Annotated in this window: 23 protein-coding genes and 4 pseudogenes; 16 read left to right on the forward strand and 11 right to left on the reverse strand. The window is 70.3% G+C overall.

Annotated features, from left to right (window positions below):
• Positions 1 to 94: 94 nt before the first annotated feature.
• The 4 genes from HYQ63_RS13730 to HYQ63_RS13745 are packed head-to-tail and all read left to right on the forward strand — an operon-like array spanning position 95 to position 6394.
• Positions 95 to 556 carry a hypothetical protein gene (locus tag HYQ63_RS13730; RefSeq protein WP_306664822.1) on the forward strand — a complete coding sequence of 154 codons (462 nt, stop codon included), beginning with the start codon at positions 95 to 97 and terminating at the stop codon, positions 554 to 556.
• Positions 553 to 1233 carry a hypothetical protein gene (locus HYQ63_RS13735; protein WP_179934086.1) on the forward strand — a complete coding sequence of 227 codons (681 nt, stop codon included), beginning with the start codon at positions 553 to 555 and terminating at the stop codon, positions 1231 to 1233. Before HYQ63_RS13730 ends, HYQ63_RS13735 begins: the two co-directional genes overlap by 4 nt.
• Positions 1233 to 5948, forward strand: a complete 4716-nt coding sequence (locus HYQ63_RS13740) for a putative T7SS-secreted protein (protein WP_179934087.1) — start codon at positions 1233 to 1235, stop codon at positions 5946 to 5948. The genes HYQ63_RS13735 and HYQ63_RS13740 overlap by 1 nt, the downstream gene beginning before the upstream one ends.
• A 32-nt stretch (positions 5949 to 5980) precedes the next feature.
• A complete protein-coding gene (locus HYQ63_RS13745) occupies positions 5981 to 6394 on the forward strand; it encodes a hypothetical protein (RefSeq protein ID WP_179934088.1) in 414 nt (137 codons plus the stop codon).
• Positions 6395 to 6405: 11 nt separating this feature from the next.
• Here the strand turns inward: HYQ63_RS13745 and HYQ63_RS13750 are convergent, their stop codons facing one another.
• Entirely contained in the window at positions 6406 to 7245 is an 840-nt protein-coding gene (locus HYQ63_RS13750) for an oxidoreductase (protein ID WP_179934089.1), read from the reverse strand.
• The gene (locus tag HYQ63_RS13755) at positions 7242 to 8132 is read right to left on the reverse strand and encodes a helix-turn-helix transcriptional regulator (protein WP_179934090.1); all 891 of its coding nucleotides are present in this window, start codon (positions 8130 to 8132) and stop codon (positions 7242 to 7244) included. The genes HYQ63_RS13750 and HYQ63_RS13755 overlap by 4 nt, the downstream gene beginning before the upstream one ends.
• 127 nt (positions 8133 to 8259) lie before the next feature.
• On the opposite strand from HYQ63_RS13755, the gene HYQ63_RS13760 reads away from it, so the two are divergent.
• A complete protein-coding gene (locus tag HYQ63_RS13760; RefSeq protein ID WP_179934091.1) occupies positions 8260 to 9030 on the forward strand; it encodes an SDR family oxidoreductase in 771 nt (256 codons plus the stop codon).
• A 55-nt stretch (positions 9031 to 9085) separates the two neighbouring features.
• Here the strand turns inward: HYQ63_RS13760 and HYQ63_RS13765 are convergent, their stop codons facing one another.
• Positions 9086 to 9232, reverse strand: a complete 147-nt coding sequence (locus HYQ63_RS13765; RefSeq protein ID WP_179934092.1) for a hypothetical protein — start codon at positions 9230 to 9232, stop codon at positions 9086 to 9088.
• Here HYQ63_RS13765 and HYQ63_RS13770 point away from each other — a divergent pair.
• Positions 9231 to 9584 (forward strand): hypothetical protein, encoded by a 354-nt coding sequence (locus tag HYQ63_RS13770; protein ID WP_179934093.1) that lies wholly within the window; start codon positions 9231 to 9233, stop codon positions 9582 to 9584. The two genes, HYQ63_RS13765 and HYQ63_RS13770, sit on opposite strands and share 2 nt — an antisense overlap.
• Before the next feature lie 10 nt (positions 9585 to 9594).
• Here HYQ63_RS13770 and thrS read toward each other — a convergent pair whose 3' ends face one another.
• Together thrS and HYQ63_RS13780 are read right to left on the reverse strand one after the other, a co-directional pair.
• On the reverse strand, positions 9595 to 10806 hold the full coding sequence (thrS, locus tag HYQ63_RS13775; RefSeq protein ID WP_179934094.1) for a threonine--tRNA ligase: 1212 nt from the start codon (positions 10804 to 10806) through the stop codon (positions 9595 to 9597).
• A 289-nt stretch (positions 10807 to 11095) separates the two neighbouring features.
• Positions 11096 to 11761 (reverse strand): hypothetical protein, encoded by a 666-nt coding sequence (locus HYQ63_RS13780; RefSeq protein ID WP_179934095.1) that lies wholly within the window; start codon positions 11759 to 11761, stop codon positions 11096 to 11098.
• Between the two features lie 142 nt (positions 11762 to 11903).
• Between HYQ63_RS13780 and HYQ63_RS44625 the strand changes: the two genes are divergently transcribed.
• The gene (locus HYQ63_RS44625) at positions 11904 to 12080 is read left to right on the forward strand and encodes a hypothetical protein (RefSeq protein WP_257231829.1); all 177 of its coding nucleotides are present in this window, start codon (positions 11904 to 11906) and stop codon (positions 12078 to 12080) included.
• Here the strand turns inward: HYQ63_RS44625 and HYQ63_RS13790 are convergent.
• Positions 12067 to 12702: a TetR/AcrR family transcriptional regulator gene (locus tag HYQ63_RS13790; protein WP_179934096.1), complete on the reverse strand. Its 636-nt coding sequence runs from the start codon at positions 12700 to 12702 to the stop codon at positions 12067 to 12069. The genes HYQ63_RS44625 and HYQ63_RS13790 overlap by 14 nt on opposite strands.
• A gap of 71 nt (positions 12703 to 12773) precedes the next feature.
• On the opposite strand from HYQ63_RS13790, the gene HYQ63_RS13795 reads away from it, so the two are divergent.
• The 3 genes from HYQ63_RS13795 (at position 12774) to HYQ63_RS13805 (ending at position 15440) form a co-directional block, all read left to right on the forward strand.
• On the forward strand, positions 12774 to 13370 hold the full coding sequence (locus HYQ63_RS13795) for a peroxiredoxin-like family protein (RefSeq protein WP_257231830.1): 597 nt from the start codon (positions 12774 to 12776) through the stop codon (positions 13368 to 13370).
• Positions 13371 to 13480: 110 nt separating this feature from the next.
• Entirely contained in the window at positions 13481 to 14305 is an 825-nt protein-coding gene (locus HYQ63_RS13800) for a bifunctional 2-polyprenyl-6-hydroxyphenol methylase/3-demethylubiquinol 3-O-methyltransferase UbiG (protein WP_179934097.1), read from the forward strand.
• 166 nt (positions 14306 to 14471) lie between these two features.
• Entirely contained in the window at positions 14472 to 15440 is a 969-nt protein-coding gene (locus HYQ63_RS13805; RefSeq protein WP_179934098.1) for a nucleoside hydrolase, read from the forward strand.
• An 87-nt stretch (positions 15441 to 15527) separates the two neighbouring features.
• On the opposite strand, the gene HYQ63_RS13810 is transcribed toward HYQ63_RS13805, so the two are convergent.
• Complete coding sequence (locus HYQ63_RS13810) at positions 15528 to 16454, reverse strand: virginiamycin B lyase (RefSeq protein ID WP_179934099.1); 927 nt, start codon at positions 16452 to 16454, stop codon at positions 15528 to 15530.
• Positions 16455 to 16636: 182 nt separating this feature from the next.
• Between HYQ63_RS13810 and HYQ63_RS45605 the strand changes: the two are divergent.
• Positions 16637 to 17111: pseudogene (locus HYQ63_RS45605) on the forward strand (DUF664 domain-containing protein).
• 34 nt (positions 17112 to 17145) lie between these two features.
• On the opposite strand, the gene HYQ63_RS13820 reads toward HYQ63_RS45605, so the two are convergent.
• Positions 17146 to 17865: an SDR family NAD(P)-dependent oxidoreductase gene (locus HYQ63_RS13820; RefSeq protein WP_179934100.1), complete on the reverse strand. Its 720-nt coding sequence runs from the start codon at positions 17863 to 17865 to the stop codon at positions 17146 to 17148.
• Between the two features lie 65 nt (positions 17866 to 17930).
• Between HYQ63_RS13820 and HYQ63_RS13825 the strand changes: the two genes are divergently transcribed.
• On the forward strand, positions 17931 to 18512 hold the full coding sequence (locus HYQ63_RS13825) for a MarR family winged helix-turn-helix transcriptional regulator (RefSeq protein ID WP_257231831.1): 582 nt from the start codon (positions 17931 to 17933) through the stop codon (positions 18510 to 18512).
• A gap of 34 nt (positions 18513 to 18546) precedes the next feature.
• Here the strand turns inward: HYQ63_RS13825 and HYQ63_RS13830 are convergent, their stop codons facing one another.
• Both HYQ63_RS13830 and HYQ63_RS13835 read right to left on the reverse strand, forming a co-directional pair.
• Entirely contained in the window at positions 18547 to 18954 is a 408-nt protein-coding gene (locus tag HYQ63_RS13830) for a multidrug efflux SMR transporter (protein WP_179934101.1), read from the reverse strand.
• A 45-nt stretch (positions 18955 to 18999) separates the two neighbouring features.
• Complete coding sequence (locus HYQ63_RS13835; protein ID WP_179934102.1) at positions 19000 to 19320, reverse strand: multidrug efflux SMR transporter; 321 nt, start codon at positions 19318 to 19320, stop codon at positions 19000 to 19002.
• A 175-nt stretch (positions 19321 to 19495) separates the two neighbouring features.
• Here HYQ63_RS13835 and HYQ63_RS13840 point away from each other — a divergent pair, with 175 nt between their 5' ends.
• Positions 19496 to 19942, forward strand: coding sequence for a MarR family winged helix-turn-helix transcriptional regulator (locus HYQ63_RS13840; protein WP_179934103.1), 447 nt, complete (start codon positions 19496 to 19498; stop codon positions 19940 to 19942).
• A gap of 23 nt (positions 19943 to 19965) precedes the next feature.
• Here HYQ63_RS13840 and HYQ63_RS13845 read toward each other — a convergent pair.
• Positions 19966 to 20163, reverse strand: a pseudogene (locus HYQ63_RS13845) (response regulator transcription factor); the annotation flags it as partial.
• A 118-nt stretch (positions 20164 to 20281) separates the two neighbouring features.
• On the opposite strand from HYQ63_RS13845, the gene HYQ63_RS44635 reads away from it, so the two are divergent.
• The 3 genes and pseudogenes from HYQ63_RS44635 to HYQ63_RS46005 all read left to right on the forward strand — a co-directional run.
• A complete protein-coding gene (locus HYQ63_RS44635) occupies positions 20282 to 20566 on the forward strand; it encodes a hypothetical protein (RefSeq protein WP_257231832.1) in 285 nt (94 codons plus the stop codon).
• 156 nt (positions 20567 to 20722) lie between these two features.
• Positions 20723 to 20800, forward strand: a pseudogene (locus HYQ63_RS13855) (IS5/IS1182 family transposase); the annotation flags it as partial.
• Between the two features lie 255 nt (positions 20801 to 21055).
• Positions 21056 to 21508, forward strand: a pseudogene (locus tag HYQ63_RS46005) (Tn3 family transposase); the annotation flags it as partial.
• Between the last annotated feature and the right edge of the window lie 72 nt (positions 21509 to 21580).

Genomic DNA, 21580 nt, shown 5'->3' on the forward strand with positions numbered 1-21580 from the left:
CCTGTGAGATACCCCCTCCTCCGTTCCGGCGCCCCGCCCCCTGCGTTACCGTAACCGCGATCGGAACGGAACACGGGGGTCCACAGTGGAGCTGGTGGAACATATAGCGGCAGTCCGGGACGGATCGGGCGATCCCACCGCCATGGTGGGCGAGTTCCGGCGCACCGCGGTACTGGTCCCGCTGGCCGACGACGACTTCATGACGGCGACGTACGGCGGAATCGACTGGATCTACGCCTTTACGGACGAATTCGCCCTGGCCCGCTTCGCCGAGGCCCGCGGCGCGGCGCGCGAGGAGTGGGAGTTCGCGACCGTACTGGGCGCCCGGCTGCTGGATGTGCTCGTCCCCGCGATGGACGGTCCTGCGGGGGTCGCGCTGGATGTGGCCGACGAGGACGGCTCGATGATGTTCCCGCCGGTGAAGGGGATCGTGCCGGACGAGGTGGCGGTGGATCTCACCGAAACCGAGGCCGCTGAAATCCGGGCCGAAGCCGAAGCCCGGACCAACGCCAACACCGGCACCGGCACCGACACCACCCCGGAGACCAACCGATGAGCGGCGGCGGAGGCGGAGGCAACGCCGACTTCAAGGTCACCCAGGAGTCCGTCGGCCTCATCACCAAGGGCCTGCGCGGCGCGATCGGCGAGCTGAAGGACGTGGGCAGCTCGACCGGCGCCCTCCAGGGCAGCGGTTTCCAGGACATGACGATGTCGAAGATGGAGGCCGGTGGCGGCGGTCTGGCCGACGCTTTCGAGGGGTTCTGCGACCGCTGGGAGTGGGGCGTACGGGCCCTGATCCAGGACGCCAACGAGATCGCCAACCGGCTGGGGATCGCGGCGGGCGCGTCCTGGGAGGAGGACCAGTACTGGGGCGGCACGTTCAAGGTGGCCGTGAACGCCCTCTCCCCCACCGGCAATCCGCATGCCACCGAGGAGGAGATCGCCAAGCAGAGCTGGGGCGATGTCCTCAGGCCCGACGCGCCCGACTACAGCGCCGAGTCCTGGAAGCAGGCGGGCGCCGAGATGGGCCAGACCTGGAAGGACACCGGCCGCAGCCTGATGACCGAGGGGTACGGCGGTTTCCAGACCGGTCTGGCGAACGACATCGCCGGGGTCGACGACCAGCAGTTCGACCAGGCCGTGGACGACACGTTCGGCCCCTCCCCGGAGGAACGCGCCCAAGCCCAGGCGCAACAGCAACAGAGTCAGGGCACCGGCGGGGGTGACCACTGATGGGGATCGGCGACTTCGTACCGGACCCGGTCGAGGACTTCGTCGAGGACCGGGTCGAGGACGTCGGCGACGGCATCGAGAGCGCGGGCAGCTGGACCGCGGACCGGCTGGACGACGCCGGCTGGGAGGGCGGCGCGGACTGGGTCCGCGACAAGAGCGCCTCCGCCGCCAACGCGCTCGGCGCCGACGTGGACGAGTGGCAGCTGGACCAGACCGACGACCCCAAGAAGCTGGTCCACGGCGACCCCAACAAGCTGCGGTCCACGGCCGAGCACCTGACCGACTTCGCGAAGGCGTTCAACAACGTCGGCCGCGGCCTCAAGGGCGTCGACCCCGACCAGCTGATGAAGGGCGTGTTCGCGAACGCCTTCTACAGCAGGGTCTCGGTCGAGCCGAAGAAGTGGTACAAGGCCGCCGATGCCTGCGAGAAGGCGGGCGGCGCGCTGAGCCGCTTCGCCGGGACGGTCGAGTGGGCACAGCAGCAGGCGCAGCTGGCCATCGACAAGTACAAGGCGGCGAAGAAGGCGTCCGACGACGCCCGCTCGGCGCACAACAGCAAGGTGGACGCGTACAACGCCGCCGCCATGAAGTACAACCTCCTCCCCGCCGACGAGCGCGATCCGAGCACGCTGCCGGACAAGCCCGGCGAGTTCCACGACCCGGGCGCCGAGGGCATCAAGGCGGCGGAGGACATCCTGAAAGAGGCCCGGCGGCAGCGCAACGAGGCGCACGACGCGGCCAAGAAGTCGGTGGAGGCGGCCCGTGACGAGGCGCCCGCGAAGCCGTCGTACGGCGAGCAGGTCTCGGACGGCTTCGAGGGGCTGAAGCTGGACGCCTCGCACCTGGCGGGCGGCATCATCAAGGGCACGGCGGGCGTCGTGAACTTCGCCCGCCAGGTGAACGCGCTCGACCCGTACAACCTCACCCACCCCGCCGAGTACGTCACCAACCTCAACAACACCGCGGCCGGTCTGGTCCAGATGGCCAACAACCCGGGCGGGGCGCTGAAGGGCATGTACGACTCCTTCACCAAGGACCCGGCGGAGGGCATCGGACGGCTCATCCCCGAGCTGATCGGCACCAAGGGGCTCGGCGCGGCCAAGGGGGCGGCGACCGCCGCCAAGACCGCCACAACCGCGAGCAAGGTGGAGTCCGGAGTCGCGCATCTGGCGAAGGACGGCCACACGCCGCACTCCATCCCGAACGGCGCCAAGACCCCCGGGCCCACCGACCCGGTGGACCTGGCCACCGGCCGGATGTATCTGCCGCAGACGGACGTGTCGCTGCCGGGTGTGATGCCGCTGGCGTTCACCCGGCAGGGGATGTCCGGCTACCGGGCGGGCCGCTGGTTCGGCCCGTCGTGGGCGTGCACCGCCGATGAGCGGCTGGAGATCGGTCCCGCGGGCGTCGTCTTCGTCCAGCAGGACGGGCTGCTGCTGGACTACCCGCATCCGGCGCCCGGGGTGCCGACGCTGCCGAAGGCGGGCCCGCGCTGGCCGCTGGAGCGTAACGCCGAGGGCGACTTCACGGTCACCGAGCCGGGCACCGGCCGCGTCCGGTACTTCACCGGCCCGGCGGACGGCGGCGACGGCGACGCGCCGATCGCGGAGATCAGCGACCGCAACGGGCACCGGCTGACGTTCGAGTACGGCGCGGACGGCGCCCCGGCGGCCATCGTCCACGACGGCGGCTACCACCTGAAGCTGACCACGCGGGACGGCCGGATCACCGCCCTGCACCTGGCGGGCGGCGCCCCGGACGGCTCGGACAAGGAGCTGGTGCGGTACGGCTACACCGAGGGCGATCTCACCGAGGTCAGCAACTCCTCCGGCCGCCCGATGCGGTTCGCCTACGACGACGAGCGCCGGATCATCGCGTGGACCGACACCAACGGCCACGCCTACGACTACGTCTACGACAACCGCGACCGGGTGATCGCCGAGGGCGGCACCGAGGGCCACTTCGCGGCCCGCATCCACTACGGCGCGCCCGACCCGCACACCGGTCACCGGGTCACCACGGTCACCTCCGCGGAGGGGAACACCAGCCGCTACGTGGTGAACGAGCGGTCCCAGATCGTGGCCGTGACGGATGGCTCGGGCCATACGGTCCGGACGGAGCAGGATCGTTTCGGCAGGGTGCTGTCCCGTACCGACCCGCTCGGCCGGACCGTCCGTTACGCGTACGACGCGGAGGGCCGTTGCACCCGGGTCACCGACGCCGCCGGGTACGTGTCGACCTGCACGTACAACGACCTCGGCCTTCCGCTGGAGATCGCCGAGGCGGACGGCGCGATCTGGCGCCACGAGTACGACGAACGCGGCAACCCCACCGCCCTCACCGACCCCACCGGGCACACCACCCACCACACCTACGACGAGCGCGGCCATCTCTCCGCGATCACCAACCCGCTCGGGGACACCACCCGGGTGCGCTGTGACGCGGCCGGGCTGCCGGTCGAGATCACCGATCCGCTGGGCGCCGTCACCGTCTACCACCGGGACGCCTTCGGGCGCCCCACCGCCGTGGTCGACCCGCTCGGCGCGACCACCCGCCTGGAGTGGACGACCGAGGGAAAGCTCGCCCGGCACACCGCCCCGGACGGCGCCGAACAGCGCTGGACCTACGACGGCGAGGGCAACTGCACCGCCCACGTGGACGCGAACGGCGGGGTGACCTCCTTCGAGTACGCCCACTTCGACCAGCTGGTCGCCCAGACCGGCCCGGACGGGGCCCGCTACGAGTTCACCCACGACAAGGAACTGCGCCTCACCCAGGTCACCAACCCGCAGGGCCTCACCTGGAGTTACACCTACGACCCGGCGGGCCGCCCGCTCTCCGAGTCGGATTTCGACGGCCGGACCCTGGAGTACGCGTACGACGCCTCCGGCAAGCTGGTCTCCCGTACCAACCCGCTCGGCCAGACGGTCTCCTTCGAGCGCGACGCCACCGGCCGGATCGTCCGCAAGGACGCCGCCGGCCAGGTCACCACCTACTCCTACGACCCGGTCGGCCGGCTGGCCACCGCCTTCGGGCCGGACGGCGAGGCCGTGTTCCGGCGGGACACGGCGGGCCGCCTCACCTCCGAGCTGGTCGGCGGCCGCACCCTCACCCACACCTACGACGCGCTCGGGCGGCGCACCGGGCGGACCACCCCCTCCGGCGCCACGTCCACGTTCACCTACGACGCGGCGGGCAACCGCACCGCGCTGACCACCTGCGGCCACACCCTCGCCTTCGACCGCGACGCCCTCGGCCGCGAAACCGGCCGCCACGTCGGCGACGGCCTCACCATCGCCCAGGTCTGGGACCCGGCGGGCCGACTGGCCGAGCAGACCGTCACCGGCCCCTCGGCCCGGCCCCTCCAGCACCGCGCCTACACCTACCGCGCCGACGGCCACCTGGTCGGCCTCGACGACCGGCTCGGCGGCTCCCGCCACTTCGACGTGGACGCCGCCGGGCGCGTCACCGCCGTCCACGCCAAGAACTGGACCGAGACCTACGCGTACGACGAGGCGGGCAACCAGACCCACGCCTCCTGGCCCGACCGGCTCCCCGGCGCCGACGCGACGGGCCCGCGCGAATACCGGGGCACCCGGATCGCCCGCGCGGGCCGGGTCCGCTACGAACACGACGCGGCGGGCCGCGTCACCCTCCGCCAGAAGAACCGGCTCTCCAAGAAGCCCGACACCTGGCGCTACACCTGGGACGCCGAGGACCGGCTGACCTCCGTCACCACCCCCGACGGCACCGTCTGGCGCTACCTCTACGACCCCCTCGGCCGCCGCCTCGCCAAGCTGCGCCTCGGCGAAGACGGCGTCTCCGTCGTGGAGCGGGTGGACTTCACCTGGGACGGCAACACCCTCGTCGAGCAGACCACCGCCGCCCCCGGGCTGCCCGACCCGGTGACCCTCACCTGGGACCACGAGGGCCTGCGCCCGGTGGCCCAGACCGAGCGCATCACCGACGCCACCACCCAGGCCGAGATCGACCAGCGCTTCTTCGGCATCGTCACCGACCTGGTGGGCACCCCCAGCGAACTCGTCGACGAATCCGGCGAGATCGCCTGGCGCACCCGCGCCACCCTGTGGGGCACCACCACCTGGTCCCGGCACAGCACCGCGTACACCCCGCTGCGCTTCCCCGGCCAGTACTACGACCCGGAGACCGGCCTCCACTACAACCACCACCGGTACTACGACCCGGAGACGGCCCGCTACGCCACCCCGGACCCGCTCGGCCTGGAGGCCGCCCCCAACCCCGCCGCGTACGTCCCCAACCCGCACGCGGCGATCGACCCGCTGGGCCTGTGCCCCAAGCTCCCCCACGAACAGCCCCCGCAGGGCACCTTCGGGCCCAGCCCCGGCCCGTACAGCCGCGCCGACGGCGAGGTGGTGCTCAGCGGTCACGGCGGCATCTCCGCCAAGCACGGCGTGCTGACCACCGTGCCCGAGGGAACGAGCGTCGCCCTCTACAGCAGGCACGGGGAAAGCATCTCGGACTTCCTGGGCAATCAGATCGAGACCGGAAATCCCACCCCGGTACGGGTCTACGGGCCCGGCGAACATCTGCCGGATTACACCCTCTTCCCGCCCAAGGGCCTGAATATCGAGGGAACGCCCGTCACCGTGGACAAAGCGACACCCCTTTCCCATCTGCTCCAGCCCAACATGGGCCGCGTACACTGGGCCGCTTGCCGATCCCTCATGGATTGAGCCCCTCACGTATTCAGAGAGGAAATGGTGCTGTGACACGGTACGAGGACGGCTCCCCGTACGCATACACTCCCGGAACGGTCCCGCACGGGGTCGAGGCGGTCAACGTCGGCTGGCTGGAGAAGGATTCCGAATTCCCGCGCGGTGAGGCACCGGCGGAATTCGTCCAGTCGCTGGCGCTGCTGTGCCGGGACGATTCCCGTAACGCCATGCGCGGCCTGTTCCCCTGCCAACTTCCGCACCAGCAGGACCCCGGATATCCGGTGAGCATCACCGTCGGCACCCAGGAAGTCGTCCTCGGGAATGCCGAAGTGCGGGTCGTGGACCAGAACGGCAGGTGGCTGATCGCCCCGAATCTGGTCCACCACTACGTCACCGCGCACTCCTACCTTCCGCCGGCGGAGTTCGTCGAAGCGGTGACGGCCCGCCGAAGCGCCCCTCGGTAATAAGCGGTTCTTCACGCGTAGTCGGCGCCGAGGGTGACGTCCCGCCAGCCCTCGAACCCGGCCCGCAGGGTGTCCAGCCTGGCGGTGGCGATGTCGTACGCCGACCTGCCCAGCAGCAGCCGCAGCGGCGGCTCCTCCGCCCGGACCGCGCCGATGATCGCTTCGGCGGCGCGGTCCGGATCGCCGGGCTGACGGCCGTACGTGGCCAGGGTGCTCGCGCGCCGGGCGCCCGCGGTCTCCGCGTAGTCGTCGAGCACGGTCGCCGACTGGCGCATCGAAGGCCCGGACCAGTTGGTGCGGAAGCCACCGGGCTCGACGATCGTCACCTTGATGCCCAGCGGGGCGACCTCGGCCGCCAGGGACTCGGAGAGGCCCTCCACGGCGAACTTGGTGGCGTGGTAGTAGCCGGTGGCGCCGAAGGCGGCCAGCCCGCCGACCGAGGAGACGTTCACGATGTGGCCGGAGCGGCGGGCGCGCATACCGGGCAGGACGGCCCGGGTGACCTCGGCCAGTCCGAAGAAGTTGGTGTCGAACAGGGCGCGGACCTCATGCTCCTCGCCCTCCTCGACGGCGGCGAGATAGCCGTATCCGGCGTTGTTGACCAGCACGTCGATGCGCCCGAAGGCCGTCTCCCCCTCCTTGACGGCCTCCGCGACCCTGGCGGTGTCGGTGACGTCGAGCGCGAGGGCCAGGGCACGGTCCCCGTGCCGGGCGACGAGATCGGCCACCGTCGACGGATCACGGGCGGTGACCACGGCACGCCCGCCACCTTCGAGGACGGCGATGGCGAGGGCACGGCCGAGGCCGGTGGAGCAGCCGGTGATGAACCATACGGAGTCGTTGGTGCTCATGCGAAAAAGCCTTTCTGATCTTGCTGCTCTTGCTGCTCTTGCTGCGATGCCTGGGGGCTGCCGTCCCCGGCGGTGAGACTCCCGAGGAGCGACAGCGCGTGTTCGGAGGGACTGCCCGGGGCGGCCTGGTAGACGACCAGCTGCTGGCCGGGGGCGCCGTTCACCGTCAGCGACTCGTAGTCCAGCGTCAGCTCGCCGACCACGGGATGCCGGAAACGCTTGGTCTCGTGCGCCTTCTGGCGGATGTCATGGCGGGCCCACAGCCGCCGGAACTCCTCGCTGCGCAACGACAGTTCGCCGACCGCCTCGATCAGCTGGGGGTCGTCGTAGTCGGTGCCGACGGCCGCCCGCAGCCCGGCGACGGTGCTGACGGCCACCCGGTCCCAGTCCGGGTAGAACTCCTTGGCGTCCGGATCGAGGAACACCAGCCGCAGCAGATCCCCGCTGTGGGCGTGGCCCTCGAACAGGGCCCGGCCCAGGGCGTTGTGGGCGAGCACGGTCAGACAGCGCCCCAGCACCACGGCCGGGGTCCGGTGCCAGCCCTCCATCATCCGCAAGAGCACCGGGCTGACCCGCTCACCGCGCCCGCCCTTCCGGCGCCGCGCCGCGGGCACGGGACGCGCCAGCTGATGCAGATGGGCCACCGCGTCCTCCTCCAGCCCCAGCACCCGGGCCAGCGCGTCGACCACCTGCGCCGACGGATGCCGCTCCCGGCCCTGCTCCAGCCGTACGTAGTAGTCGGTGCTCACCCCGGCGAGCATCGCCACCTCTTCCCGCCGCAGCCCGGCCACCCGGCGCCGCGCACCGGCGGGAAGCCCCAGGTCCTCGGGCCGCAGCAGCTCACGGCGGGCGCGCAGGAACTGCCCGAGCAGGTTCTCGCTGTCCATGGCTTCGACGCTACGCCGCCGCGCCGCCGTCGGGGGCGCCGGAAGGTGGCCGTAATCCTCCTAGGATGACGCCGCCAAGGTGGATCGCGGCCTGGAGCCACCCCCGGCCCCCGGCAACGCTGGCCCCATGACCACGCGAAACCACCCCTTGTCCGACCGAACCGCGGTGATCACGGGCGCCACCAGCGGAATCGGCGCCGCCACCGCCCGCCGCCTGGTGGCCGACGGGGCACACGTCGCCCTCCTGGGCCGCCGCGAAGACCGCCTCAAGGCCCTGGCCGACGAGCTGCGCCCCACGGCCCCCGGCACGGTCCTCCCCCTGGCCGTGGACCTGACCGCCCCCGAGGCCCTCGCCACCGCCGCCCGCACGATCCGTTCCACCCTCGGCCACGTCGACCTGGTCGTGGCCAACGCCGGCGTGATGCTCGGCGCCCCCTTCGAGACCGCGGCCACGGACGAATGGGACCGCATGCTCGATACCAACCTGCGCGCCCTGCTGCACACCGCCCGCGCCTTCACCGACGACCTCATCGCCACCGCCGCCGAGGGCCGCCCCGCGGACCTCGTCCACGTAGGCTCCGTGGCCGGGCACGTCCTCTACCCCAACTGGTCCGTCTACGCCGCCACCAAGGCCGCCGTGGCCCACCTGACCCGCAACCTGCGCGCCGAACTCGGCCCGCGCGACGTGCGCGTGAAGAACGTGGAGCCGGGCGTCACGCTCACCGAACTGGGCGAGGAAATGCACGACAGGGACATGCGCCAAACCCTCACCCGCATGCGCACCACCCTCCACCCCCTCACCCCCGAGGACGTAGCGGAAGCGATCGCCTTCGCGGTGGCGGCCCCGCCGCACGTGAACATCGCCGAACTGGTAGTCGTCCCGGTCCAACAGGGCTGACGGCCAGGCGGCTGCCTGCTCCGGACGTCCCGGAGCAGGCAGCCGCCCCTCGGGATCACACAGTGGCGACGTACCCCACCGCGATCGCGCCCCCGAGCGGCACGACGGCGTCGATGAGCCGCGCCCACCCCAGCACGTGCCGCTGCCCCGCCCGGCTACCATCACTCCCCGACACCACCCGCCCACCGGAAGCGACCCGCATGACCAGCCGCCCCGCGACCACAACCCTCTGGCGCCCCACCGGCCCCAAGGAGCTGGACCTGGTCCGCGAACTGAACTGGCGCGCCTGGCCACCCCGCCTCCCCGAGCAGCCGATCTTCTACCCGGTGCTCAACGAGGACTACGCGATCAAGATCGCGAGGGACTGGAACGTCAAGCACGACGGCGCGGGCTACGTCACCCGCTTCGAGGTCGAGTCCGACTTCCTGGCCCGCTACCCCGTTCAGCAGGCGGGCGGGAAGACCATCCTCGAGCTCTGGGTCCCGGCCGAAGACCTCGACGAGTTCAACGCCCACATCGTCGGCGAAATCCACGTGGTCCACGAGTTCCGCTAAGGGGTAGCCGCTACCACAGCTCAACCCGACGAGCCCCCACAACCCCACTGATACGCCTCACCACCTCCTCGGCAGCCATAACCCCCACCTGCCGCCCACCCCGCAGCCGCAGCGCCACGTGCCCCTCGGCGGCTTCCTTCGCGCCGATCACCACCTGATACGGCACGAGCCGGGCGCCCCGGACCCGAGCCCCCAGCGACCCGCGCTCCGGCCCGTCGACCCGCGCCCGCAGCCCCTGCTCCACACACCGCTCCACAAACACCTCGGCATGTCCCGCCTCCCCCTCGGACACCGGCAGAACCACCACCTGCACGGGCGCGAGCCACCCCGGAAACGCACCCCCATACACCTCCACGAGCTGGGCGACAGCCCGCTCGACACTGCCGATGATGCTGCGATGAACCATCACCGGCCGGTGCTTCGCACCATCAGCCCCGACGTACTGCAAACCGAACCGCTCCGGCTGGTGGAAATCCACCTGGACAGTCGACAAAGTCGACTCCCGCCCGGCCCCATCGGCAACCTGCACATCGATCTTGGGCCCATAAAACGCGGCCTCTCCCTCCCCCACCTCGTACGGCACCCCGACCCGCCGAAGAACCTCCCCCAACACCCCAACCGACCGCTCCCACACCTCAGAACCCGCCACGAACTTCCCACCGTCCCCCGGCAACGAAAGCCGATACCGCACCGCCCGGATCCCCATCGCCTCATACGCCCGCCGAATCATGCCCAGCGCGCCCTCCACCTCCCCCGCGACCTGCTCGAGAGCACAGAAGATGTGCGCGTCGTTGAGCTGCATCGCCCGCACCCGAGTCAACCCACCGAGCACCCCCGACAGCTCGCCCCGGTACATCCCACCCAACTCCGCCATCCTCAGCGGCAGCTCGCGATAGCTATGCGAACGCGACCGGAAGATCACCGCATGGTGCGGACACAGACTCGGCCGCAGCACGACCTCCTCACCGCCCACGTCCATCGGCGGAAACATGTCGTCGCGGTAGTGCGCCCAGTGCCCCGACACCTCGTACAGCTCCCGCTTACCGAGCACCGGCGAATACACATGCCGATACCCCGCCCGCCGCTCCTCCCCCCGGATGTACTCCTCCAACGCCTCCCGAACAGCCGCCCCATCAGGCAACCAGTACGGCAGCCCCGCCCCAATCAGCGGATCGGTGTCGAACAACCCCAACTCGCGGCCCAGCTTGCGGTGGTCATGCATGGCGTTCCCCTCTCGTCTGCCGAGACGAGCGCCACCACAAGCAGAAGCCCCGGGGCACTCGCCCCGGGGCTTCGGATCAAGACATCGATCAGCGCGCCGGGACTCTCTCCGGCGTCGTCGTCATACCAGCGCGCTTCATGCCGAGACCGTACCAAGCCCCGGTCTTCCCCGCCCGCCCTTTTTCACCCCGAACACCGCCCCACCCTCCCCAGGCCCGTCCAGCGAGACACTCTGACCACGCTGCCTGCCGCCGAAGAGGCGGGACACCGCAGCCGCCTTCCGCGTGGTGTCAGTTCTCCAAGGCCGGAGAGCCGGTCGGGGTGGGGCGCGTGGCGCTGCGGTAGGTGGAGATTCCCACGGCCAGCAGCCAGTAGCTGAAGATCGCGCCCATCAAGGCGGTGGTGCCCCAGCCGTTCGCCGCGTAGAAGTTGGCGGGGGTGTTGCCGAAGAACAGAGACGGCACGAAAGCCAGATTGACCCCGGCCAGGACGTATGCCGACCGGCTGGTCCACCTCGGGAGAAGGTTCGTGCGGGAGATGACGTAGCCCACCGAGGCCAGGAAGAAGGCCAGCATGAGGCGGGAGATCGACCCGTAGAGGATGTATGTGCCGCTGACCGTGATGGTCGGATCGATCGCGTGGTCGACGGCGATGACCGCGCCGGCCTCCAAGCCGCTGGAGACCAGGGTGACCGTCACGTAGACCATTCCCGTGGCAAAGGCCATCGAGCCCACCCACTCATACGCGGGGCTCACGCGTTTGACCAGTTCACGAAAGGCCGTCACGAACACGATCAGGAACGCGAGCGCGACAATCCCGATCAGCAGCCTGGCCAGGACGTTCGAGTCCGGCGGCGGACCCGAGTAGATGAAGTACAGGGGCACTTCGACAATGATGGCGGCAGCTGTGGAGATGCCTGCTATGCCGGTGATGCGTCTGGCAAAGGTCTCGTTCATGAGCTGCCCCCGGGTTCTCTATGTGGCGGATTCCTCGTCGGTTCATCTGCTGACGAGATAAATCCTGCCGATCGAGACGCTCGTCGTCGGTGGGCCTGAACACCGGATATGGGGTGGCCCTACCGACACCCTCCTCGGCGGGATGGTCTCCGCGCATGCGGTGCTGGCGCCCGTTCGTCACCATGGTGGTCGCCGCAGAGGGTCCGGCATCAGCCGGGGCTGGAGCGGCCGTGGCATCGCCGAGCCCGACCCCATCGACGCCACCCGGCTCGAGAACGAACTCGTCGCGATGCTCACCCGCTACCTCACCCTCGGGTAGGTCCGGGCGCCGGACGCAGACCGCGCAGCAGCACGGTGAGTCCGCCGATGAACTCCTGCTCTGCGCTGACGTTCCGCGCGTGCCGAGCGGTTTCGCTCATGTGCGGGAACTCGTCCGGCGGGAGGGCGGAGACGGCGACCGTGCCCTCGCCGGACAGGGGCCCGAGGTGTTCCAGCTGGATCGCCCCGATGACGTAGGCGAGCAGACTGCGCAGCGCGATGACCCGTTGCTCGCCCGCGAAGCCCGCCTCGGTGAGGATGGCGAGCACCGTCTCCGACCAGCGCAGCACGCCGGGAGAGTGGTGCCGGTGGGTGAGCGTCAGCGGGACGACCGACGGATGGGCGCCCACGGTGTCGCGCAGGCGCCGCACCATGACCTCGACGCGCGCACGCCATGACGCGTCCGGGGGCGGCGGCTCGGTGTCGACGGCGCCGAGTACGAGCTCCACGACGAGCCGCTCCAGTTCCTCGCGGTCGCGCACGTACCGGTAGAGAGCCATCGCGCTCAGGCCGAGTTCCTTGGCGACCGTACGCATCGACAACGCGGCGAGTCCGTCGCGGTCGATGACGGTCAGCGCGGCGGCGGAGATCTGCCCGGGGGTGAGGGAGCGGGGTCGTGGCATGAGGGTTGACAGCGTACGGCATACGCTTACGCTCGTAGGTGTACGGCATACGCCTACGAAGGGGGAACCACATGTCCCAGCCCCGCACGGCCCTGAAACGCAGAATCCTGCGCCCCGGCGATCAGGTCGCCACCCGCGCGCTGAGCCCCGTCACCGGACCCGCGCTCACCGTCCCCGCGCCCGACGGGCGCCTCACCCACCTTCAGTTCCGCCGCTTCGCGGGCTGCCCCGTCTGCAATCTGCACCTGCGTTCGGTGACCGTCCGGCATCCGGAGATCGAGGCGGCGGGCATGCGCGAGGTCGCGGTCTTCCACTCCCCCGCCGGGGAACTGCGGCCGTACGCGGACGCGCTCCCGTTCGCTCTGATCGCCGACCCCGACAAGCGCCTGTACGCGGAGTTCGGCGTCGAGTCGGCGCCCCGCGCGCTGCTGGACCCCCGGGCGTGGCTCCACGTACTGCGCGCGATCCTGCGCAGTACGGCGATGCTGGTGCGCGGACGCGAAGGTCTCCCGTCCCGGCGTCAGCCGCACGGCCGCCTCGGCCTCCCCGCGGACTTCCTCATCGCCCCCGACGGGACCGTCCTGGCCGCGAAGTACGGCGAGCACGCATACGACCAGTGGACGGTGGACGAGCTGCTGGACCTCGCCTCCCGCGCGCCCCGGTCGTAGGCGCAGTCGCGGCCGCACCGGGTATCGCGGCCGCACCGGGTAAGGCGCTGAGGGCCGGGAAGGAGCGGCTTTCGGCTTTCCTCACCATTGGTGCCTGCCATAGTGAGCCCATGACCGACGCGTACGAGCGGATGATGCAGGCCAACCAGGCGAACTGGGACGCCCGGACCCCCGTCCACCTCGCCAGCCGGTTCTACGGGGTCGACGAAGATCCCGACCCGTCCCGCTGGTTCGCCCCGTGGGAGTGGGACGACCTCGGCGAGCTGGCCGGGCGCGACGTACTGCACCTCCAGTGCCACCTCGGCACGGAGACGATCGCCTTCGCGCAGCGCGGGGCGCGGACCGTCGGGCTCGACTTCTCCGCGGCGTCCGTGGCGGCGGCGACCGGCATCGCGGCGCGGGCGGGCGTCGATGTGACGTACGTACGGGCCAATGTGTACGACGCCGTGGAGGCCCTCGACGGGCGGCGGTTCGACGTCGTCTACACCGGCAAGGGCTCCTTGTGCTACCTCCCCGACCTGGACCGCTGGGCGGGCACCGTCGCCGAGCTGCTGCGTCCCGGCGGCCACGTGTACATCGCGGAGTTCCACCCGCTGCTCAACGCACTCGGCCCGAAGCCCGCCCCCGGAGAGGGACCCGAACTCCTGCTCCGGCACGACTACTTGGGCGGCAGCGGCCCGGTGCACCGCGACGCGACGCACACCTACACGGACGGCCCGGCCGTCGAGGGCGCCACCGACAGCTACGAGTGGATGCACGGGCTGGACGAGGTGATCAACGCCCTGGTCGGAGCGGGTCTGAGCATCCGGCGGCTGCGCGAGTCGACTGAACTGCCCTGGCCCCGCTGGCCCCACATGACGCGCACCGCATCGGGCTGGTGGCAGCTGCCGGAGCCGCGGATCCCGCTGCTGTACGGGCTTCTGGCGTGCCGTTGAGCGAGGGGCCCGGAGTGGGGCGGAGTGGGGCGGCCGCTGACCCGCGGTGGCGAGCGCTGACCGGGGAAAGTGTTCCAATGTTGTACGAATGACGAAACAGTGGCGGGAGCGAAGAGTCCAGTCATCGGCTGGTCCACAAAAACATAGGGCCTCAAGAGGAGACCGCATGCCACCCGCCGCTTCCCCGCGTCTGTCCGTTGTCCTCGATACGGATCCCGGGGTGGATGACGCCTGGGCGATCTTGTATCTGGCTGCCCAGCCGGACGTCGAGATCGTCGCCATCGGGGCCGCGCACGGCAACGTGCCCACTGCCACCGCGGCGGCCAACGCGTTACGCGTGCTCGACGTCGTCGGCCTGGACCACATACCGGTTGCCGTCGGGCATCCGACGCCTCTTCAACAGCCCTTGGAGACATCCGAGTTCGTTCATGGCAAGGATGGTCTCGGCGGCGGCGCCGGTCCTACGTCACCGCGCCGGACCAGCCCGGAGTCGGCGGCGGAACAGCTCGTGCGCCTGGCCAGACAACGCCCGGGCGAACTGACGTTGCTCGCGCTGGCCCCGCTGACCAACATCGCCCTCGCCCTCCGAACGGAGCCGAACCTCCCTCGCCTCCTGCGCCGCGTGGTGCTCATGGGCGGCGCCTTCCATGTCCCGGGGAACGTCACCGCCTGGGCCGAGGCGAACTCCGCTCATGATCCGGAGGCAGCGGAAGAGGTGCTGCGCGCGGGGTTCGACCTGACCATGGTGCCGCTGGACATGACCGAACACGCATGGGCTGACGACCTCTGGCTGAAGCGGATCGCGGATGCGGACACCCCGGCGGCTCGCTTCGCAACCTCCGTACTCGACGCCTACGTTGCCCTCTACAGCAGCGCCCGCGGCACCGTCGGCTGTGTCCTGCACGATCCGCTCGCCGCCGCCATCATGGTCGACGAGTCCTTGGCCACCTACGAGGAGCGCCAGGTCATGGTCGAGCTCGCGGGGCACACGCGTGGCGCCACGCTGCTCGACGAACGGAAGTTCACCATCAGCCACGGCGGCATCCCCGACCAACGGCCTCCGGTCCGGATAGCCGCCACCGTGGATGCCGCCACCGCCATGGGCCGTATCCACCGCGCTTTGGCCACCCCCTGAGGCCGTCTTCTGAGCCCACGGGCCCATGGCCGCCGGTCACCGGTCGCCGGTCGCCGGTCGCCGGTCGCCGGTCGCCGGTCGCCGGGGCTACGGTGCCACCCGCGCCACGCCTCCCGTCTCGAGGGCCGTCCAGAGGGCGCCGTCGGGGCCCAGGGTGATGCCGTGCGGTTCGGAAGACGGTGACGGCAGGTCGTACGCGGCGATCTGGGCGATCTCAGCTGTCTCGCCGCTCGCGGTGATGTGACCCACGCGGTTGGCTCCCCACTCGGTGAACCAGCACTCCCCGGTGGACACCGCGACGATGGCGTGGGGCTTGGCGGCGCGATCGGGGAGCGGAAACTCCTCGATGCGGCCGTCCATCGTGATCCTGCCGATCTGGCCCGCCGCGATCTCGACGAACCACACGGCGGTGCCGTCGCTGGTGATGCCCACGGGTGCGGCGCCCGGCGTGGGCAGTGGGTGTACGGCGGTGTCGCCGTCGGTGGTGATGCGGCCGATGGCGTTCGCCTGGTTGAGGGTGAACCACAGGGCGCCATCGGGGCCTGCGGTGATCGCCGAGGGAAAGCCGCCCTCGACGGGCAGGGTGAACTCGGTGATCTCGCCGTTGTCGGTGATACGGCCGATCCGGTCGGTGTTCATTTCCGTGAACCACACCGCACCGTCCGGACCGGCGGTGATGCCGTAGGGGCCGCTGTCAGGCGTCGGCACGCGAAAGGATTCCGCTTCGCCGTTGACGGTGATGCGGCCGATCCGGTGGTCCTCGTACCGGGTGAACCACAGGTCGCCATCGGGCCCGGGGGCGATGACCGTAGGACGGCACGTCGGCGAGTCCAGGGGGTACTCGCGGAGTTGGCCGTCGAGGGTGAGCCGCGCGATGCGACCACGGTGCACGAGGGTGAGCCACAGGGCACGGTCGGGACCGGCCGCGATGCCGTAGGGCCCGGCGTCCTGGTCCGCCACCGGGATCTCCGTGATGGCTGGGGCGGGGCGTTCGCTCTCTGTTCCGGTCACCACCGCACCCTGCCGAGGAGAGGGCGGCGCGTGCAACTGCTTTTCCCGGCGTCACCGGGCCCCTTTGGGGCCAGCACTCGCCCATCCCGACCCCCAGCCGGGGCCGACAACGCACAGGGGTCGGGCCCGATGTCAGTGGTGCCTGTCAGGCTCGATCCGTCCGTCCCCGGCCAGGAAGGCAGACGATGACCGACACACCCGCCCCCGAGCACTACGCACCGCGGTGGGACAACGACGCCCGCCCGACCCCGCCCAGCGTCGGTGGCGAAAGGGAGACCCTGAGCGCCGTCCTGGACTGGCACCGGGCAACCTTCGAGCTCACGGGCGGTGCTGGGACGGCTGTCCGAACGGGCGGTCGACGATCGCCTCTCGCGAGCGTTCCGCTGGCGAGGACGGACTACTGACGACGACCCCGACCAGGACTTCGACACCCTGGACGGTGACGTCGACGAAGCCTTCGCCGTCTGGCGGGCGGAATGCGAGCACTCCCGACACATCACGGCTGCTGCCGCCTCGCTGGATGAAACGGGGATCCGCAAGAGCACCGGCGAGCCGATCTCCCTGCGCAGGATCATGGTGGACATGATCGCCGAGTACGCACGGCACAACGGCCACGCCGATCTCCTGCGCGAGCGCATCGACGGCTCCACCGGGATGTGAGCCGCCGATTGAACACGCCACGGCCAGGGTCTGGTCAACGCGTCTTGTAGGCGCCTCCGTTCACGTTCAGCACCTGGCCCGTGATGTGGCGGGCCGCCGGGGAGGCGAGGAAGGCCACCGCTTCCGCGATGTCCGCGGGCGAGCCCGGGCGGCCCGTGGCGGTGGAGGCGATCAGCCACTCGCGGCGTTCGTCCGTGAGCTGGTCGCGGAAGAACTCGGTGTCGGCGATGTAGCCGGGCGAGACCACGTTGGCGGTGATTCCGCGCGGGCCGAGCTGACCGGCCAAGTCGACGTTCCATGCCGCGAGTCCGGCCTTGGAGGCGCCGTAGGCACCGGCTCCCTGGTCGGCAGCGATCGACCCGATGTGCACGACCGCGCCGCCGGAGGCGAGCCGTTCGTCCACGCACCTTGTCGTCAGCGCGGCGCTGACGAGGTTCGCGTCGAGGTTGGCGCGGAAATCGCGGGCATAGGAGGCGAGGTCCGACTTTCCGTCGGCGTCGAAGTCGGTGTTGCCGCCCGCGTTGTTGACCAGCACGTCGAGCCGGTCGGGCAGCTCGGCCAGCAGCTCGATGAGGGCTCCGGGCTCCGTGTGATCGCAGACCACGGCGCGGACGCCCGTCTCGTCCGCCAACTCCTTGAGCGGGCCGGGGCGGCGACCGGTGACGATCACGTGGTCCCCGCGCTCGGCGAAGTGCCGGGCGACCGCGCGGCCGATACCCGTACCGCCGCCGGTGATCAGAATGTTGCGTGACATAAACTGGCCTCCGATCGCGTGTTCAGATCTAAATTTAGACCTAAACGTATCTGAGGAGAGGTGCCATGCCAAACGAACCCAGGGCGGGAGGCAACGACGAGCAGCCGGTGGACGACACCGAGCACGACCACGCACGGGACATCGCCGCCGCCTGGGAGCGGGAGCGCCCCGGGACCCCGGTCTCCTCGATCCGGATCGTCACGCCGATCTGGCAACTGGCCAAGCTCTTCGGCGACGACCGGCGCCGGGTCCTCACCCAGGCCGGGGTGGACGCCGCCACCCTCGACCTGCTGAGCGTCCTGCGCCGCAGCGGCCCCCCGTACACGCTCAGCACCCGCGAGCTCAGCCGCCGCTCCCTGGTCACGGCGGGCGCCATCTCGCAACGCACCGCCCGCGCCGAACGCGAGGGGCTGGTCACCCGCCAACCCGTCCCAGGCCGCCTCCGTACGGTCGAGGTCACCCTGACCCCGGCGGGCCACGAGCTGGTCGAGGCGACCGTCGACCAGGTGCTCGGCCGCGAGTCCGAGTTGATCGACGGCCTGACCCCCGACGAGCAGGCCCACCTCACATCGCTCCTGCACCGCCTCCTCCAGGACGTGCAGCACCGCCTCGGCGACAGCCAGATCACCCACGTCGGCCAGGAGTAGCGTCAGGCCCTGCTGTCATGCACGGCGGGTTTTCCTACGACCCGGCAGCGACCCCCTGGACGCCCTGCGGGCCGTCCACGGGCTCCTGGGGGTTCTGCGGCCTGTCGGCGAGCTTGAGCCAGACCACTCCGGCGATGATGACGCCCAACCACAAGGCCCGGGCCGGGGTGAGCGTCTCGTCGAAGAAGACGGGCCCGAGGAGCGCCGCGCCGACCGCGCCGATTCCCGCCCAGACGGCGTAGCCGATTCCGACGTCGATGGTGCGCAGTGCGACGCTCAGCGCGTAGAGCGTCAGAAGGAAGAACACGACAGCGACCAGCGACCACGTCAGACGGGTGAAGCCGTGGCTGCCGCCGACGGAGAGCGCGTAGCCGACCTCGAACCCTCCGGCGAGGAGGAGCATGAGCCAGGATTGCGCCGAGTTGCGATGGGTGTGGGACATGTCCGTGAGTCCTTTCGCTGGATGAATCAGGTGGTGGCGGAGCCCTCAGGCGACACCGCTGAGCTGGAGGCCGACGACCCCAGCGATGACGACGGCGACGCCGATCGCCTTGCGCCAGTTCAGGCGCTGACCGAAGAGCAGCGCCCCGAGAACGGTGATGCCGATACCGGCAACGGACGTCCACAGGGCGTAGCCGACGCCGACGTCGAAGGTGAGCAGCGCCTTGCTGAGGAAGTAGGTCGCGATGGCACCGCTGAGCAGGGTTGCGACAGTCCACCGGCGGTTGGCGAAGCCCTCGGCCTTGCCTGCTGCGATGGCGACGGTGATTTCGAAGATGACGGCGATGGCGAGGTAGAGCCAGTGCATGGGTAGTCCTTGTCTCAGGCCGCAGTCAGGCGGAGCAGGATGACACCGCCTATGTATTTGCTTGTACGTGCATGTTCTTGGAGGGCAGGCGAGCCCATTGAGCGGGCTGAAGCGGAGTAAGCTTGCATGCACATGTATCTTGTTGTCAACGCACCGCCTGAGAGGGAGCCGCCCCATGACCACGACTTCCCATGCGTCGGCCGCCTCGTCCGACCAGGCCATGTGGGGCAGGATCCTCACCTTGCACGCGCAGGTGGAGCACCAGCTCACCCAGGCCCTACAGCGCAAGCACGGAATGGGGCTCTCCGAGTTCCGCGCCCTGGAATGCCTCGTCCAGGCCAAGGACGGCGAGCTGCGCATGCAGGAACTCGCCGACAAGATCGGCCTCGGGCAGAGCTCGGTGACCCGGCTGGTCGGTCGGCTCTTCTCGGCCGGCTTCGCCTTCCGGGACCTGTGCCCCGACGACAAGCGCGGTGTCTACGCCGTCATCACCGACGACGGCAGGCAGCGCTACGCCGACGCGCGCGGCACCTACTCCGAGGTCCTCAGCGCGGCGCTGAACACCGCGGGCGCCACCCCGGAGTTGGCCGGTACGGTCCAGGCGCTGCGCAGCGCCCGCTGACTCGGAGGTCACGGCGGCCGGGATCAGCCCGTGCCGGGACCGGCCCGCCCCAGGACTCCCCGCTCGTACGCCTTCGCCACCGCCGCCGCGCGGTCGTTCGCGCCCAATTTGGCGTACAGGTGGGTGAGGCGGGCCTTCACGGTGGCCTCGCCGATGAAGAGCTCGCGGGCGATCTCGCGGTTGGAGGTGCCCCTGGCGACCAGGGCAACTCGCCTTGGTCGGCGGTCCACCGCACCTCTTCGCAATCGGACTGCTGGTTCTTCTTCGGCGGAATCTCCAGTACGGGGCCGCGCCAGCTTCCGAGCAGCCTCCCGCCCCGGCAGGACGCGCCGGGGCACGGTGCCCGGCCACCTCTACGGCTACCAGCTCGCGCACGGCGTGATCCCTCGTCTGGGCTGGGACAACGACAGCCCCACCGCCTGCCACACCTGTGACAACCACTCGTGCCAGCAGCCAAGGCACCTCCGGCTGGGCACACCAGCAGAGAACCGCGCCGAATGGCTCGCCCGCGGCCCGCCGGACGTTCCCGCGCGATCGGTGCAGCCATTCGTGCCGGTCCGGGCCAACCATGAGTCCGACCAGGAAGTCGGTAAAGGCGACGCGAACGCGCACAGTTCGAGTTGACCTCCCAGGCCGAAAGAAAAGCACCGGGCGACGCAGCTCGAAAGAGCCGCCCGGAGAATACGACCTCGAACAGAAGCGGAAAGTATGGTTCGAGGCATTCGCCGCAATCCAGGTGCGGCCGGGACAGAAGGGCAACAAGACGCCCGACCCCAAGAGATCGCCGACGGGGGCTACCCGGGCACCGGACTCGTCATCCCGCACCGCCGCGAGCGCGGCCAGGCCGAACTCCCGGACTGAACACGGCAACTTCTGGGAGGTACTGCTGTACGGGCAGCTCGGCCGGCACCGGTCGGTGATGTTCGACCTCGCGGAGAAGCTGAAGTTCACCGCGACATGCGAGGACGGACGGGTGCTGTCCGCGGCGAGTACATCAGCACGCTCGGCGAGGACGGCAAGACCGTCGGCATCTCCTTCGCCACGCAGAACTGGCGCAAGGCCGTGCTCGACAAGACACGGCCGGGACGGTTCGTCCGCAAGCACTTCGTGGCGATGGTCTTCACCCACCTCGCCGAGGAGCTGCGCACCGGAGACGTCGCGGTGGTCGGCTCGGAGGAGTACGCGGACTGGTCCGAGCAGCTGCTCGCGTGGGAGAACGTGCAGGACAAGCTCGCCGACTACCTGGTGGAAATCGGACCGTGCGAGGAGGGCGAAACCAGCGGCTTCGATGCCGCGTCCTTCCGCCGGCAGCTGGAGGACACACTGCGGTCCGCCGCCGCGGCGGCAAACCCGGATGCCGGAGCGCACCCTGATGGGGATCGTGGCCCGCACCGCGTGCTGGGTGGATTGGTGCGACGCTTCGGCCCGCCCTCGGGCAACGACCCGAAACGTGATGATCCGTTCGTCCGCTACGTGCTCACCACCTTCGTCAAGGGCACCAACATGGGCCCGTACGAGGCGGCCAAGCACATCCCCGGGGTGTCTGGGCATGAGCTGTCGTACGTGGCGAACCGGCACCCTGGTCAACGCGCACGCCCGTCTCGGCATCTCCCAGGCATGGGGGCGACGGCACCGCCG

Origin of the sequence: Streptomyces sp. Rer75 (genome assembly GCF_013414305.1) — a bacterium.
GTDB lineage: Bacteria > Actinomycetota > Actinomycetes > Streptomycetales > Streptomycetaceae > Streptomyces > Streptomyces himastatinicus.